9 protein-coding genes and 1 tRNA gene are annotated in these 16,396 nt (G+C 67.8%); 7 read left to right on the top strand and 3 right to left on the bottom strand.

Annotated elements, in window-relative coordinates:
- Positions 1-1,956, top strand: coding sequence for an FAD/NAD(P)-binding protein (locus tag OVA06_RS14535; protein WP_268159241.1), 1,956 nt, complete (start codon positions 1-3; stop codon positions 1,954-1,956).
- Between the two features lie 211 nt (positions 1,957-2,167).
- Here the strand turns inward: OVA06_RS14535 and OVA06_RS14530 are convergent, their stop codons facing one another.
- From OVA06_RS14530 to OVA06_RS14520, 3 genes are all read right to left on the bottom strand, one after another.
- Complete coding sequence (locus tag OVA06_RS14530) at positions 2,168-6,712, bottom strand: ExeM/NucH family extracellular endonuclease (protein ID WP_268159239.1); 4,545 nt, start codon at positions 6,710-6,712, stop codon at positions 2,168-2,170.
- A 365-nt stretch (positions 6,713-7,077) separates the two neighbouring features.
- Positions 7,078-7,866 (bottom strand): VOC family protein, encoded by a 789-nt coding sequence (locus OVA06_RS14525; RefSeq protein ID WP_268159237.1) that lies wholly within the window; start codon positions 7,864-7,866, stop codon positions 7,078-7,080.
- Positions 7,867-8,085: 219 nt separating this feature from the next.
- Positions 8,086-8,173, bottom strand: a tRNA-Ser gene (locus OVA06_RS14520).
- Between the two features lie 108 nt (positions 8,174-8,281).
- Here OVA06_RS14520 and OVA06_RS14515 point away from each other — a divergent pair.
- The 6 genes from OVA06_RS14515 to OVA06_RS14490 all read left to right on the top strand — a co-directional run bounded on the left by OVA06_RS14515 (position 8,282) and on the right by OVA06_RS14490 (position 16,352).
- A complete protein-coding gene (locus OVA06_RS14515; protein ID WP_268159235.1) occupies positions 8,282-9,265 on the top strand; it encodes an NAD(P)H-quinone oxidoreductase in 984 nt (327 codons plus the stop codon).
- Between the two features lie 122 nt (positions 9,266-9,387).
- Entirely contained in the window at positions 9,388-9,996 is a 609-nt protein-coding gene (locus OVA06_RS14510) for a PadR family transcriptional regulator (RefSeq protein ID WP_056076583.1), read from the top strand.
- Positions 9,993-10,730, top strand: coding sequence for an ABC transporter ATP-binding protein (locus tag OVA06_RS14505; RefSeq protein ID WP_261620698.1), 738 nt, complete (start codon positions 9,993-9,995; stop codon positions 10,728-10,730). Before OVA06_RS14510 ends, OVA06_RS14505 begins: the two co-directional genes overlap by 4 nt.
- Entirely contained in the window at positions 10,730-13,606 is a 2,877-nt protein-coding gene (locus tag OVA06_RS14500) for a hypothetical protein (RefSeq protein ID WP_268159232.1), read from the top strand. The genes OVA06_RS14505 and OVA06_RS14500 overlap by 1 nt, the downstream gene beginning before the upstream one ends.
- A gap of 245 nt (positions 13,607-13,851) precedes the next feature.
- Positions 13,852-16,149, top strand: a complete 2,298-nt coding sequence (locus tag OVA06_RS14495) for a carbon starvation CstA family protein (protein WP_261620696.1) — start codon at positions 13,852-13,854, stop codon at positions 16,147-16,149.
- Complete coding sequence (locus tag OVA06_RS14490; RefSeq protein WP_015936052.1) at positions 16,149-16,352, top strand: YbdD/YjiX family protein; 204 nt, start codon at positions 16,149-16,151, stop codon at positions 16,350-16,352. The genes OVA06_RS14495 and OVA06_RS14490 overlap by 1 nt, the downstream gene beginning before the upstream one ends.
- The last annotated feature ends 44 nt before the right edge of the window (positions 16,353-16,396 follow it).

The raw sequence follows: 16,396 nt of genomic DNA, 5'->3' as shown, positions 1-16,396 counted from the left end.
GTGGAAAATACGCAGAGCACCCGGACCGCCATCATCGGTGCCGGCCCCAGGGGCACCAGCGTCCTGGAACGCCTGCTCGCCCACTCCAGCCACCGGGCCGAGCACCAGGAAGGCGGGGCTGCCGTCCGGCTCCACATCGACGTCATCGACCCCTACCCCGCGGGGCCGGGGCACGTCTGGCAGCCGGGGCAGTCACGGCTGTTCCTGATGAACACCCAGTCCTTCTACCCCACGCTGATTCCGGAGGACCCGGCGCTGCCCGCCGCCGTCGCCGGGACCACCTTCGACCGCTGGCGTGAACGGCAACAGCAGGATCCGCTCCCGTCCCTCACCACGGATGAACGCGCCGAACTCGCAGTGCTCGGGTCCAACGACTTCCCCAGCCGTGCGCTCTACGGCCGGTACCTGCGCTCCACGCTGGAGGACCTGCTCGCGGAGGCACCCGACGGCGTCACCATCGAATTCCACGAAACGTCCGCCCTGTCGGTTCACCCGGTGGGAGACGGAACGTTCGACGTCGGCCTGGCCACCGGGGCGGCGATCCGCGCGGATTCCGTGGTGCTGGCCCTCGGGCACATCCCGTCCAGGCTCAATCCCGAACAGCGCGAACTGCAGGCCTCCGCGGGGCAGCTGGGACTGCGGTACCTGCCGCCGGCCGTTCCGGCGGACGTTGACTGGGCCGCCATTCCCGCCGGCGAACCGGTCCTGGTGCGCGGCATGGGGTTGAACTTCTTCGACACGATGGTCCAGCTGACCGAGGGCCGCGGCGGCAAATTCACTGCCGGCGGCCCGGCCGGGCGGCTGGAGTATGAGCCCTCCGGACAGGAACCGTTCATCATCGCAGCCTCCCGCCGGGGAACCCCCTACCGGGCCAAAGCGGCGCTGGAAGGCTATTACGCCTCCTCGGTCACCCTCCGCTACCTCACGGAAGCGGCGCTGGACCGGTTCGAGGCTGCCGGTATCCGTCCGGGGTTCGACCACGACCTCTGGCCCCTGCTGCACCGCGACACCCTCTGGGCCTACTACTCAACGCTGGTGCGCGCGCAGCCCGGCGCGGTCCCGGACGGTGCAGCGTTCCTGGCCGCCCTTGAGGAAGCCCTGCACCCGCACGCGCACAGCGCCGCCAACTGGGAAGACGCCGTGGACAGCGTGCTGGCCATCCACGTGGGGCCGCGGCACCGGCTGAACCTTCCAGGGCTCGCCGCGCCCCTGGCGGGACGCACTTTCGCGTCGCGCGCCGAGCAGGATGCCGCCGTCGTCGAATTCCTCCTCGACGACGCCCGCCGCTCCGCGCTCGGCGAGGACGATCCCGTGAAGATGGCCATCGGTGCCCTGCACCACGGCCGCGCCGTCCTTAAAACGGCGGTGGCCGACGGCGGCATCACCGACGAATCCTGGGTCGCCGGACTGCGGGGCTGGTTCGAGTCGTTCGTGGAGGGGCTGGCCAGCGGACCGCCTGCGCTGCGCTCGGAGCAGCTGGCCGCGCTGGCGCGGGCCGGCGTCGTCAGCTTTGTGGGCCCGGATCCGAAATTCGGCGTGGACCGCAAAGCCGGGACCTTCACCGCTGCCTCACCCTGGGTTGAAGGCCCGCCGGCCGCCGCCCGGACCATGGTTGAGGCCCTCGCGCCCGGCAACCGGGTCTCGGCCAACGACTCTCCGCTCCTGCAGCAACTGCTCAAGGACGGGCTGGTCCGGTCCAGGCACATGATGACTGCCGAGGGGGCACCGGTGCAGTCCACCGGCCTGGACGTGGAACCGCACCCCTACCGGCCCCTCGCCGCCAACGGGTCGGTCACCGAGGGGATGTACGTGCTGGGCCTGCAGCTTTCCTCCGCCCAGTGGGGAACCGCCATCGCCGCCGAGGCGCACCAGCCGGGCGCCCCTGCCTACCGCAGCGGCCAGCGCACCCTCCGGGACGCCGACGAAATCGCACAGGCCATCCTGGGCGCCGCGTAACAGCGCGTCTTCCGTCCGGGAAATATTCGGCCCGGATTCCACCTACTCGGAAACCGTCGTCGTGCCCTGAGCTTTCGGGCATGCACCACGGGCCGGGCGGCAAGGAAGTCCCGTAATCTGCCCAAAACTACGCGCACTGGAAAGGGTGTCCCTCCCGGCCGCATGGCCGGGAGGGAGACCCTTTTGCGTTCTATGACTTACCGGCGCAGTGTCAGCCGCGCAGGCACTGCTGGTACTGGAGCCAGGCAATGCCGTAGCGGATCCAGCCCAGGACGTCGTACCACTTTGCCGGCTTGGTGGGTGCCGTGCACGCGGGCGGCAGCGGCGTGGTGGCTGCCACCTGAACCGCTACGGTCACCTTCGTTCCGGACTCCGCCGCGGTGAGCACCAGCGTTGCCGCGCCGGCGGCAGCACCTGCCGGAACGGCAAGGCTGACGGTGGCGGACCCTGCAGAGACCGGCACGGTTCCCAACTGCGTGGCCTTGCCGTCCGAATCGGTGAAAACGGCGGTAAGCGCCGTGTTCACCGGGCTGCCCAGCGAGGTCAGGTCCAGCTTGGAGACCGCCAGGTTGACCGGTTCGCCGGGCTTGACCGTGGCCGCGGTGGTGTTGGTGACTGCCACGGAACGCCGGGCAAAGTCCGGGGCCACCGGGCTGCTCTTCTGCAGGTAGCCGATCCACGCGTCCCGGTCCACGAGGCCGGAGTCCCGTGTATTGGCTCCCTGGGTGAAGACCCGGAAGTTGTCGCCGCCGGTGGCCAGGAAGCTGAACGTGCCCACCCGGTAGGACTTGGCAGGATCCAGCACCTCACCGTTGACCCGAACCGACGTGACCCTGTCACCGGCGGTGCGCGCGGCGTCGTAGGTGTAGTTCACGTTCTTGGACAGGCCCAGCTGCAGGTAGGCGCGGCTGGGAACCGTGCCGTCCGCGTTGGTCTGCCACTGCTGCTCCAGCAGGGTCTTGAACTGCGCTCCGGTCAGGGACGTGGTCCAGAGGTTGTTCACGAACGGCAGCACGGCGTTCGCTTCGGCGTAGGTGATGGTTCCGTCCGGAGCGTAGTACAGCTCGTTGCGGAGGCCGCCGGGGTTCACGACGCCGATTTCGGCACCGCCCAGTTCGGCCGGCTTCAGCGAGTCGAGCAGTGAGTCGGCCACCAGGTTGCCCAGGGTGGACTCGCTGCCGCGGTCGTCGCGCTTCGCGGTGCCGGTGGCATCGGTGCTGAAGGCGGTGGTGATGTCCTTGGTGACCGAGCCGACGGGCTGGTTGCCCACCTCGGCTGCGGCTGCCAGGGCCTTCTGCACGATGCCGTCCACCGCTGCCACGCGCGGGTAGGCCGAGATCAGGTCCGCCGCCGGGTCCGTGGTCCGCTTGACGTTGCCGGCCTTGTAACCGGTGACCTCCTTGGTGGCGGTATCCACCGTCAGCTGGATCTGGCCCACGTTCTCGCCGTAGTTGCCGGTCTGCACGATGGGGCGGGTCTTGCCCTGCACACCGGGGACGGGGGCGTCCCAGGCATATTCCTTGTGCGTGTGGCCGGTGAAGATGGCGTCAACGTCCGCGGAGGTTTCGGTGACGAGCTTCGCGAACGGGCCGCCTGCTGCCACTTCCTGCTCCAGGGTGGACCCTTCCACCACCCCGGACCCGGCGCCGTCGTGGTTTTCCACGATGATGACGTCTGCGAGGTTGCCTGCCTTGATCTTCGCCGCGGCCCGGTTGATGGCCTCCACCGGGTCACCGAAGTCGAGGTCGGCGATGCCGGCGGGTGTCACCAGGGAGGGGACTTCCTGGGTGACTGTGCCGATGACGGCCACCTTGATGCCGTTCATGTCCAGCACCGTGTACTCCGGCAGGACCGGCTCCGTGGTGCCCTTCCGGTACACGTTCGCGCCGAGGTACGGGAATTTGGCGTTGCTGCCGTCCGCGATGACGCGGTCGCGCAGGTCTGCCCAGCCGCCGTCGAACTCGTGGTTGCCCACTGCCGAGGCCTTCAGCTCAAGGGCGTTCAGCACATCAATGGTGGGCTGGTCTTTGGCCACGGCGGAGGCAAACAGGGACGCGCCGATGTTGTCGCCGGCGGAGAGGAATGCTGTTGCTCCGGGGGCGGCAGCCGCACGCAGCTTCTCGATGGTTCCGGCGAACTGGACGGTGTTGGTGTCGATCCGGCCGTGGAAATCGTTGATGCCCAGGAAGTTCAGGTCAACGCTGGCGGGTGCGGACTTCAGGTCCAGGCCCACCACCACGGGGTCGTGGTCGCTGGCGCGAAACTGGTCCGGTGCGTAGTAGTTGGTGACGTTGTTGTTGTAGCGGCTGTATTCCAGGGCCACTGATTCAACGGAGTTGATGTTCCAGATGTCCGCACCGGTCACCACGCCGTTGGCCGCAGGGGAAGCCAGGATGTGGTCCAGGGACCCCACCAGGCCGCCGAAGAGGTACGAGTGCTTGGCGGAACCGTCGGCGTTCTTTGCCTTGTCGTCCTGGTTGACATAGCCGGCGGCCGTCAGGACGTTGATGGGGTCTTCCTTGCCGTAGGAGTTGAAGTCACCGATCAGGAAGACCTTGTCGGTGCCCTTCGACTGTTGCAGCGAGGTAGCGAAGTCCAGCAGGGACTTGGCCTGCGCGGTGCGGGCGAGGTTTGAGGCGCCCTGGCCCTTGTCGGTGTCGTCCGGTGTTGCGGCGGAGCCCTTGGACTTGAAGTGGTTGGCGATGGCGATGAATTCGGTGCCTGCGCCGCCGCCCACGGGCTTGAATACCTGGGCCAGCGGCTTGCGGGCGCTGGCGAAGGCGGTGGTGTCGTTGTGGATGACGGACTCACCCACGGGTTCTGCAACGGCCTTCTTGTAGATGAATGCGGTGCGGATCATGTCCTCGTCGGCCAGCGGGGGTGCGTTCGCGGGTGAGCGGACGTAGTCCCAGATGCCGGGTGTGGGGATGTTCAGTGACGCGACCAGCTTGGCGAGGGCGTCATCCCGGTCCTTGCCGAACTGCGCGGAGTTTTCGATCTCCATGAGGGTGACAACATCGGCGCCGGTCTTCGTGATGGCGGAGACGATCTTGTCCTGCTGCCGCTGGAAGTTCTCCGCGTTGGCGGCACCGCGGGCGTCGCAGCCGCCGCGGACGGTGATCGGGTTTCCGGCGCGGTCCCCGTAATAGGTGCAGCCGGAGAGGGTGTCCCCGGTGGTGGGGAAGTAGTTCAGCACGTTGAACGAGGCGATCTTGACGTTGCCTCCCACGGCAGCGGGTGCTTCGGTGCGGGTGGCTCCGAAGCTGGCCGGCTGGACCGTTGCCTTGTTGGCTTCGGTCAGGTGGGTCAGCGGCTGCAGTTTCCAGGAATCGTTGGCGTACCCGAGCACCACGTTGGTGGTGAACCTGGCGGGGGATCCGACGCGGACCGGGTCCGTGGCGGTGAGGTAGGGCAGCACCTCGGCCTTGGTGGCGGCGTCCTTGAGGAAATTGGTGCTGGCGCCGTCGTCGAGCTTGATGCCGCGGGCGGCATTGTCAGCAACAGCGGCGTTGTATTCGGCTGAGCCATAGGGTGCGACGGCGGTGGGCTGTACCAGCGGAGTGGTACCCCCGGCCAGCCCGATCTCGCCGTACTGGTTCAGGCTGTAGTTGTCCGTCACCGTCAGGGGCCCGTCCGGAGCCAGGAGCATGCCTTCCAGCGACTCGCGGAAGGCCTCCGTGGCGGGCAGGGTGAAGATGGTGGGCTTGACCTCGGGCGCCGGCTCCGTGAGCTGGGTGAGCCCGGCTGCTGCCGTGACGTTGACCTGGGTCATGCCGTAGTACTCGGCCACGGCACCGGTCACCTGGACGTAGTCGCCCGTCTTGACCGATCCCACGGTGGCGGGCGAGTAGACGAAGATACCGTCGGAGGCCGCGTGGTTGGTGCCCGCCAGGTCGCCGCCGGTGCCAGGGGTCTGGATGTAGTAGCCGTTAAGGCCGCCGGTGGGAAATGCTGCGGTGACCTTGCCCCGGGTGGTCACCGTGGTGCCGGCCAGCGGGCTGGCGGTGCCGGTGCCCTGGATCCCGGAGATGGTTTTAGCCACGGGATCGGGCGAGGGGGTGGGCGTCGGATCAGGGTCTGGCGCGGTTCCGCCGGAGGAGACCGGGGTGATGGCCGCGCTCAGGCTGAAATCGGCGGCGTTGCTGTTGCTGTCCGTCCCGCCGGCCCGGTTGAGGCTCCGCACGTCCGTGTTGCCCGTGGGCGCCGCTGCGGCCCGGGTCTCGAACGTGTTGGACGTCCCGTAGCCCAGGAGGTCGGCCACGCCGGCGGATTCCACCACGGAACCGGTGGGAAGTACGACGGCGGAGGGCTGCTTGGCGAGCACGATGGTCCCGGAAGTGCCGCTGGGGTTCAGTCCGCCGGCTACCAGGTCGGGCGCAGGGAGGTCAGCGCCGTTCGTACCGTTACTCCCGCCCTGGACCAGGTAATACCCCTTGGCCGGAATGGAACCGGACAGCGCCGAAACGCCGGATGGCGCTCCCGTCCCGCCGGCGGCGCGGTACTGGACCGACCAGCCGTCCAGTGACACGGGGGTGTCCGAGGTGTTGTAGAGCTCCACGAACTTGTTCTTGTAGGCGGCGCCGCTGCTGCCGCCGCTCAGGTAGGCCTCGTTGATGACAACGGGCGATGTGCCTGCCGCGGCTGAGACCTCCGCGGCCGTGCTGTCCGCTACCGCAGGCAGCGCCGTCAACGGGGCTGCGATGAGCCCCGCCGACAACGCTGTGCCCAGCGCTAATTTCCAAGGTGTTTGATGCATCCGCTCTTACTTTCATGAGATTGTCCCCGGTGGGGGACCCATTGGAGTATGTCCGGGTTGTACCGATCGGACTGGGGCCGGACCCTGCTCCTGGTCAAGTGGTTGTCCGGCATATCCCAACAGCACTGAATGAACGCAAAGTGGCCAGTGCGTGCATTCGGCGGATCGTTCCCCAGCGGAGCGGCCCGTCCACCATCCCGGAGCGACGTTGGCCCCGTGCGGGTGATGCCATTGCGGTGGCCGGCACCTGATACCTGGATGTGCCGGCCATCACAAACAATACCGGCCGGTAGCAAGAAGCCCCGGCCGGTATCGGTCTGATGTGATGGGTGTTGTTCCCGTCCGGCGCCGCCGGAACCGGGGTCCTAGCCGCCCTGCGGTGCCTGGCTGGCGATGATTTTGAAGGTGGCACCGGTGGGGTCGGCGAGCATGGCCACGCGGCCGAAGCTGCTGTCCTCCGGACCGTCCAGAACGGTGGCGCCCATGGCGGTGGCCTGGGCGATGCTGGCGTCCGTGTCCGCCACGGCAAAGTAGACCTGCCAGTGCGAGGGCACTTCGGCCGGCAGGTATCCGGAGGCGTCCAGGATCCCGGCCTGCGCGGACATGCCCGATCCCAGTGTGGTGTAGCGGAATTCCGCCGAGTCACTCATAACTTCGGTGTCCCAGCCGAAGACTTCCTGGTAGAACTGCACGGCGGCGTCGTAGTCCTTGGCGTGCAATTCATGCCAGGCGGCGGAACCGGGCTCGGCCACCAGCTCGTAGCCCTTCATCTCCCGGGGCTGCCAGACGCCGATGGAGGCACCGGACGCATCCCCGAAGATCGCCATGAACCCCTGCTCCGGAACATCCATGGGAGGCATGTAGATCTGCCCGCCGTGGCTGCTGACGGCTTCGGCGGTGGCCGCGGCGTCCTCGGTCCGCAGGTAGGTGGACCAGACGTCGGGCATGGCCGCCATGCCGGCGTCCTTCTGCATGATGCCGGCAACTGTCTTGCCGTTCTTCCTGGCAGTGGCGTAACCGCCGTACTTCTCCTGGTCGCCTGTTTCGAACTCCCATCCGAAGAGCTCTCCGTAGAACGTGCGGGCGGCGGCAACATCGGAAGTCACGAGGTCGATCCAGCAAGGGGCGCCGGGGGTGGACATTGGGCTCGGCATAACGGTCTCCTGTTGCGGTGTGCGGAAGGCTGGAGGAAAGGTGCGCGGAAGTGGGGGAAGTCGGTCACCCTGACCCTATGTGCAGGCACAGACAGCGATCAAGAGGCCAACGCGCAGGGGGCCGCCAACGCATCCCGGCCTGGTCACGGGAACGAAGTCCTGACTTAAAACGAAGGACCCCCGCCTGCCGGTTTTGCCGGCGGGCGGGGGTCCTGATCGCGGAAGGTAAGAGATTCGAACTCTTGGTACGGGGTTACCGCACACTGGTTTTCAAGACCAGCTCCTTCGGCCGCTCGGACAACCTTCCTCAACGAGTAGTGTTTCATAGGCACTTGCCTGCAACAAAACAGGCCCGCAGTGCATACCCGGTGCACACTGGTTGGACGGGTATTGAGTCAGGAACAGGGAGTGGTCCATGAAAGCCGTCTACATTTCGGAACCGGGGGGACCGGAAGTACTCGAGGTACGCGAGGTCGAGGCTCCGGTGCCCGGTCCCGGCGAGGTGCTGATCGACGTCGTGGCCGCCGGCCTGAACCGTGCGGACGTGCAGCAGCGCCGCGGGTTCTACCCCCCGCCGCCCGGCGCATCGGAGATCCCGGGGCTGGAAGTTTCCGGCCGCATCGCGGGGTTTGGCACGGGTGTGTCCAAGCCGTTCTCCTTGGGCGACAAGGTGGTGGCGCTGCTCGCCGGCGGCGGCTACGCACAGCAGGTTGCCGTTCCCGCGGAACAGGTCCTGCGGCTGCCCGACGGCGTCGACCTGGTGACGGCGGCATCCCTGCCGGAAGTGGCTGCCACGGTCTATTCGAACCTCATCATGACGGCCCAGCTGCAGGCCGGGGAAACAGTCCTCATCCATGGCGCCACCGGCGGAATCGGCACCATGGCCATCCAGCTGGCCAAAGCCTACGGCGCGAAGGTAGCCACCACGGCCGGCACCGATGAGAAGGTCAGCACCGCCAAGGCCTTCCTGGGTGCGGACATCGCCATCAACTACGCCGAAGAGGACTTCCCGGAAAGCCTGCGCCGGCAGAACGGCGGCAAGGGTGCAGACGTGATCCTCGATGTGGTGGGCGCCAAGTACCTGAAGCAAAACGTCGAAGCGCTCGCCGAATACGGTCGCCTGGTGGTCATTGGCCTGCAGGGCGGCACCAAGGGGGAACTGGACCTTGGTGAACTGCTCCGGAAGCGGGCCGCGGTGGTGGCTACCGCGCTTCGCCCCCGGCCGGTAGCCGAAAAGGGTGCCATCCTGAACGAGGTCAGGGACCACGTCTGGCCGATGGTGGCGGACGGCAGGATCCAGCCCTTGGTGGCCAAGACGTTCCCGCTGGACCAGGTGAACGCGGCCCATGAATACTTCGACAGCGGCGACCATGTGGGCAAGGTCCTGCTGGTGATGTGACCGCCAGATAGATACTGAGTATTGCTTGTTCGGCATCCGCGGGCTAGGCTCGGCTATACGCGGTATGCACAGGTCTTGGGGGCCTGTGCATACCGGTTAGTGACTAAGCCCGGGGGAGCACCATGTCCATACGCCACAGCCTCCTCGCCCTGCTGCAGGACCAGCCGCGCTACGGCTACCAGCTGCGGGTCGAGTTCGAAAACCGCACGGGAGCCACCTGGCCCCTGAACATCGGGCAGGTCTACACCACCCTGGACCGGCTGGAGCGCGACGGCCTCGTGGCCAGGGAAGGCGACGACGGCGGCGGCCACGTGGTGTACAGCATCACCGCCGAGGGCGCCGCGGAAGTGCAGGGCTGGTTTGCAGCGCCGGTGGAGCGGAACAACCCGCCCAGGAATGAACTCGCCATCAAGCTGGCGCTCGCCGTCACCCTTCCCGGCGTGGATGTCCAGGCCATCATCCAGGCCCAGCGGGTGGCGTCCATCCGGGCACTGCAGGACTACACCAAGGCCCGACGCGACACCGCCGCAAACCAGCGCACCGCAGACACCGCCTGGCTGCTGGTTCTCGATTCCCTGATCTTCCAGACCGAGGCCGAGGTCCGCTGGCTGGATCTCTGCGAAGCCAGGATGGTCCAGCAGGCACAATCGGCCGGCCAGGGTGCCGCCCGCAAAACGTCCAACGGGGTCACGGAAGACGCTGCCCCGCTCAACGCGGACAACCGCCGGTGAGCGTCCGGGGGCCGCAGCAGGTCCTTGAACTGGCCAGGGTGAGCAGGACTTTTGGAGAAGGCGCGACGGCGGTCGCGGCGCTGAGGGACGTGGACCTCACCATCGCAGCGGGCGAGTTCGTGGCCGTCATGGGCCCGTCCGGCTCGGGAAAATCCTCCCTGCTGGCGCTGGCCGGCGGACTGGACCGGCCGACGTCGGGCGGTGTCTTCGTGGAGTCGACGCCGCTCGCAGGACTTGGCCTGAACGAGCTTGCCAGGTTGCGGCGGCGTGCGGTGGGCTACGTGTTCCAGGACTTTAACCTGGTTCCCACACTGACCGCGGCCGAGAATGTGGCGCTTCCGCTGGAACTGGACGGGGCAGCTGCCAGGAAAGCGGGACGGCAGGCGCTGGACGCCCTCCGCCAGGTGGGCATCCCGGAACTCGCGGACCGGTTCATGGACCAGATGTCCGGCGGCCAGCAGCAGCGCGTCGCCATTGCACGGGCAATTGTCGGCCAGCGGCGGCTGATCCTGGCGGACGAACCCACCGGCGCGCTGGACTCCACCACCGGGCATGGCGTCATGGAGGTCCTCCGCTCCAGGGCGGACACAGGTTCCGCCGTCATGCTCGTCACCCACGAGGCGCGGCACGCAGCCTGGGCTGACCGGGTGGTGTTCCTGCGCGACGGGCGCATCGTGGACCAGGCGGCGGCCATGCACGATCCCACGTTCCTCCTGACGCAGGCCGGCCTCTGATGTCCCACCGGCGCCCGCCACTGGAGCTGGCAGCGGCTCGTGGAGCGCGCCGCAGCAGCTTCCGCATCGCGGTACGGATGGCCCGGCGGGATATTGCCCGGCACAGGGGCCGGTCCTTCCTGATCGTCCTGCTGATCATGCTGCCGGTAGCCGGGATGACAGCGGCGGGCACCCTGTACCAAAGCTCGCTGCGGACACCGCAGGAAATTGTGCGGTACGAACTGGGCAACACCCAGGCACGCTTCGTCGCTTTGTCGACGCCCAATGGGGACTCCATCCAGGATCCGATGAATGACGCCTACGTGCTCTCCAGCACCGGAGAGCTGGATGGTGATTTCGTTCCCACAGACCCGAAGGACCTGCTCCCGTCCGGCTACGGGGTATTGCCGCTGCGCCAACTGCAGCTGACCACCTCCGTGGGGGAGGCGATGGTCCCGCTGAACGGCGTGCAGGTGGACGCGCTCCACGAGGCTTTCGAGGGAAAATTCGCCCTCCTGGATGGCCGGGCACCGGCAAACGGTGAAGAGGTTCTGGCCTCCCGCGGGCTGCTCGAGCGGTTCGACGTGGAACTTGGCGAGCAGTTTACGACGTCGGCGGGGACCTTCGTCCCGGTGGGCACCATCCGCGACTCGGACGCTTCGGATAACAACAGCACGCTGTACCTGCAGTCCGGGCAGGTTCCCGCAGGCTTTGCCCCGGGGCCCGCTTCCGCGCAGGCTGTTTCCTACTACGTGACAGGCCCGGAACCGGTGACCTGGCAGCAGGTCAGGGAGGCCAACAGCAAGGGCGTGGGAGTGCTCTCACGCAGCGTGGTGCTGGATCCGCCGCCGCCGGGCGAACTGACCGTACCAGGGGCCATGCCGGCCGGAGTCTCCTCGCAGACTGTAGCCACCTACGCCACATTCGCTGTGGTGGGTGCCCTTGCCCTGCTGGAAGTCGGACTCCTGGCTGGGGCCGCGTTCGCCGTCGGGGCCAAGCACCAGGTGCGCGAACTCGCCCTTCTTGCGGCGTCCGGAGCCGAAGCACCCACCATCCGTTCGGTGGTCACCGCGAGCGGCCTGTGGCTCGGCGGCCTGGCCGTCACGGCCGGTGCCGCCGCCGGCATAGCAGTTGCGGCCGGCGTGGTCTGGTGGGTCCGTTTCATCGGTTCCGCCCGCCTGGCGGGCGTCCACCCGGACCCGCTTCTCACCTCCATAGCCATGCTGATGGGCCTGGCGGCCTGCATCCTTGCTGCCCTGGCGCCGGCCAACCTCGTTGCCCGGCAGGCACTCCGGGGTGCTCTCAAATCCGGACGGGCGCCGGCAGCCGGCGGACGGCGGAGCACGATCGTGGGGGCGGCCGTACTGCTGGTGGCCACCGGGCTGCTTGCCGCAGGCTGGGCCCTGGGCAGCTCGGCCAAGGATCCCGACCAGCGGGCACAGCAGGCCGCCGCAGTTTCCGCGATGCTGGCCGGGGGAGCGGTGCTGGCGGTGGTGGCCCAGGTGCTCCTGACCGGATGGCTGACCGCCGCCCTGACATCACGCACCCGGGCCATGCCGCTGGCGCTGCGCATGGCGGCCCGGGACTCCGCCAGGAACCGGAGCCGGACCGTCCCGGCGGTGGCGGCCGTACTTGCCGCCGCCACCCTGGCAAGCGCGGCCCTGGTGTTGTCATCCAGCCAGCTGGCAGGGCAGCGCCTGTCGCATTCCTGGAGCGCACTGGAGAACCAGGCGTACCTGCCGCTCAGCCTTGCGCAGCCACCGCTGGCCGACGGCACTGCCGTGCCGGCCGTGACCGTCGACCCGCAGCGGCTTTCGGCTGCCGTTTCAGGCGCCCTGGACAGCGTCTCCTGGACCAGGGCAGTCACCACCCCTGCGCCGGTGGAAAACTGTGGCTTCGGGGAAGGCGCAGGTCCCGCCGGGCCCGTATCGACAGAAACGTCCAACTGCCTCCTCTACGCTCTGGCCAGGCCAAGCGGCCAGGAGTGTCCGGTGACGCCCCAGCGTCGCGTCGTGGACCCGGACGACTGGCGGTGCCGCGGCTCCATGGCATCGGAGCAGGCATCGGACCGGTCCATCCTGGTGGGCGGCGCCGACGATATCCGCGCCATGTTCGGGCGCGACGCCGGGGCGGACACCATCGCCGCGCTGGACGCCGGGGCCATGGTGGTGACCAACCCGGCCTTTGTCCGCGACGGAAAAACGGAGCTGCAGGGCCTGGACGTGCGCACCCAGCAGCCATCGCCGTCGGACGGGTCCGTCGTCCATGAAGCTGTCACCAGTACCGTCCTGGAGGCCGTCATCCTCGAACCGGCGGTGGCCGTGCCGTATTACGGCATCGTCTCGCCGGCCACGGCCGGGCGCCTGGGCCTTGCCCCGGAAGCCGCCGGGCTGGCCATCCAGCTCAGCCGGTCTCCTTCGGCGGCCGAAGTTGACGCGGTGACCGGTGCGGTGGCGGGCGTCGTCGGCCAGTCGGGCCTGGGGTTCTGGGCGGAACCGGGAATCCCCAAAGACCAGGCGTGGATGGGCTGGCTGATCGTGGCCATCAGTGCCCTGATCACGTTCAGCGCAGCCGGAATCACCACCGGCCTTGCCCTTGCCGATGCCCGGACGGACCACGCCACGCTGGCAGGAGTGGGGGCGGCCCCGCGGCTGAGGAAGGCCCTGGCGGCGTCCCAGGCGCTCTTTACCTCAGGCCTGGGCGCTGTGCTGGGGGCGGTGGCCGGTACGGTTCCCGCCGTCCTCATCGTCGCTTCCACGGAGATGCGGGCCTCGCTGGAGGTACCGTGGCTTCCCCTTGCGGCCATGGTGGTGGCCGTCCCGCTGACCGGATCTGCCCTGGCCTGGGCCTTCACCAGGTCTGCGCTGCCGATGACCCGGAGGGCGCTCGGCGGCTGATCCGGTTCCCGGGGGAGTGCCCTCCGCAAGGCGTGGCCGCGACCGATTCCCATGGCGCGCCTCTTTTGGCCGGGGCCAAGGAAGCCTAACGTGGAATTCACAGGCCGCCCGTCCGCCGTCGTTCGTCGCCGATTGCCTGCCGTCTGCCGCATAACCCCGGGCACCCGGCAGAACCGTCGCCGCCCGCACCCCCGGGTTCGGTAGGGTGCCTCAGAGCAGATCCGCACGAATCTCGAGGAGGAGACATGGCCACAGCGCCAGAGAACAGGTCCGGTTCATCGGGGCGGGAGGGCGCGGTGGATACCGACCCGGCGCTCCCACCCACAGCAGTGGACGAGGCCGTCCGCGAATCCGAAGACAGCAAATGGACCCCGGGAAAGATCGCGCTCTGGGCGGCGATCTCCCTGCTGGGCGGCGTGGCATGGTTCATGCTCGCCATCGTCCGGGGCGAAACCGTCAACGCCATCTGGTTCGTCTTCGCCTCGGTGTGCACCTACCTGATCGGTTACCGGTTCTACTCCAAGGTCATTGAACGGTTCATCACCAAGCCCGATGACCGGCGGGCAACCCCCGCCGAATACAAGGCCGACGGCAAGGACTACGTCCGGACGGACCGGAACGTCCTGTTCGGCCACCACTTCGCGGCCATCGCCGGCGCCGGCCCCCTCGTCGGCCCGGTCATCGCGGCCCAGATGGGCTACCTCCCCGGCACCATCTGGATCATCGTCGGCGTGGTCCTGGCCGGCGCCGTGCAGGACTACCTGGTCATGTTCTTCTCCATGCGCCGCGGCGGGCGTTCACTGGGCCAGATGGCCCGCGAGGAACTCGGCGTCATCGGCGGCACCGCCGCCCTGGTTGCCACCCTGCTGATCATGGTGATCATTGTCGCCATCCTGGCGCTCGTCGTCGTCAATGCCCTGGGCGAAAGCCCGTGGGGCGTCTTCTCCGTCGGCATGACCATCCCCATCGCGCTCTTCATGGGCGTCTACCTGCGCTACCTTCGGCCGGGCAAGGTCATGGAAGTATCGATCATCGGGTTCGTGCTGCTCATGGCGGCGATCATCGGCGGCGGCATCGTCGCGGAAACCCCGTGGGGTGCAGATATCTTCACCCTGGACAAGGTGACCATCGCCTGGGGCCTCATCGTCTACGGCTTCATCGCCGCCATCCTTCCTGTCTGGCTGCTGCTGGCACCCCGTGACTACCTGTCCACGTTCATGAAGATCGGCGTGATCGTCATGCTCGCACTGGCCATCATCGTGGTCCGGCCGGAGATCAACGTCCCGGCCTTCAGCGAGTTCGCCAGCCGGGAGAACGGCCCCGTGTTCCCGGGCGCGCTGTTCCCGTTCCTGTTCGTGACAATCGCCTGCGGTGCGCTGTCCGGATTCCATGCCCTGATTTCGTCCGGCACCACTCCCAAGCTGATTGAGAAGGAACGGCAGACCCGGTTCATCGGTTACGGCGGCATGCTCATGGAATCCTTCGTCGCCATCATGGCGCTGGTGGCGGCCATCTCGATCGACCGCGGCCTCTACTTCGCCATGAACGCTCCTGCCGCGCTCACCGGCGGAAGCGTCGAAACGGCCGCCACCTGGGTCAACAGCCTGGGCCTGGCCGGCGTCAACATCACCCCCGAGCTGCTCGCTGAGACGGCACGGAATGTGGGCGAACAGAGCGTCGTTTCCCGCACCGGCGGCGCCCCCACCCTGGCCGTCGGCCTGGCCCACATCATGCAGCAGTTCATCGGCGGTACGGCCCTGATGTCCTTCTGGTACCACTTCGCCATCATGTTTGAAGCCCTGTTCATCCTTACCGCCGTGGACGCCGGCACCCGGGTGGCCCGCTTCATGCTGCAGGACTCGATCGGCAACTTCGTCCCCAAGTTCAAGGAAGCCTCCTGGCGCCCCGGTGCCTGGCTCTGCACGGCCATCATGGTGGGTGCGTGGGGTGCGGTCCTGCTGATGGGCGTCACCGATCCGCTGGGCGGCATCAACACCCTGTTCCCGCTGTTCGGCATCGCCAACCAGCTGCTGGCCGCCATCGCCCTCTCCGTCTGCCTGGCCATCGTGGCCAAGCGCGGCACCTTCAAGTACCTGTGGATCGTCGCCCTGCCGCTGGCCTTCGCGGCGGTGGTCACCATCACGGCCAGCTACCAGAAGATCTTCTCGCCCACGCCCGCGGTGGGGTACTTCGCCAACAACGCCGCATTCAGCAAGGCCCTGGCGGACGGCAAGACGGAGTTCGGCACCGCCAAGACCGTTGCCGCCATGGAAGCCGTGGTCCGCAACACCGCCATCCAGGGCTGGCTGTCCGTGATCTTCGTGGTGCTGAGCATCATTGTGATCGCGACGGCGGTCCTCGCCACCGTGAAGGCCTTCCGGAACCGGGGGACGGGCACGGAGAAGGATAACGAGGACCCGGCCTTGCCGTCCCGCGTATTTGCACCTGCGGGCCTCATCCCCACGGCTGCCGAGCGCGAACTGATGGCCGAATGGGAGAAGGTCCCGGCCAACCTGCGGTTCGAACGGGCAGGCCACCACTGATGAGCGCAGGACTGGCAGTACTCTCCAGCGGGTTCCGTGGTTTCGCACGGTACCTCAGCGGGGTGTTGGGCGCGGATGCGTACGCCAAGTACCTGGAACACCACCGGGCTTCGGGCCACAGCGGCCCGCCGCTCACGGAGCGGGAGTTCTGGCGCGACAGGACGGACCGGCAGGACGCCAACCCGCAGGGGCGATGCTGTTGATTTAGCCGTCAGCGGACGCCGCGTCGGGCGGGTTCACGGAGTGA

Source organism: Pseudarthrobacter sp. SL88, assembly GCF_026672455.1.
Lineage (GTDB): Bacteria > Actinomycetota > Actinomycetes > Actinomycetales > Micrococcaceae > Arthrobacter.
This window is presented reverse-complemented; position numbering and strand designations above follow the sequence as displayed.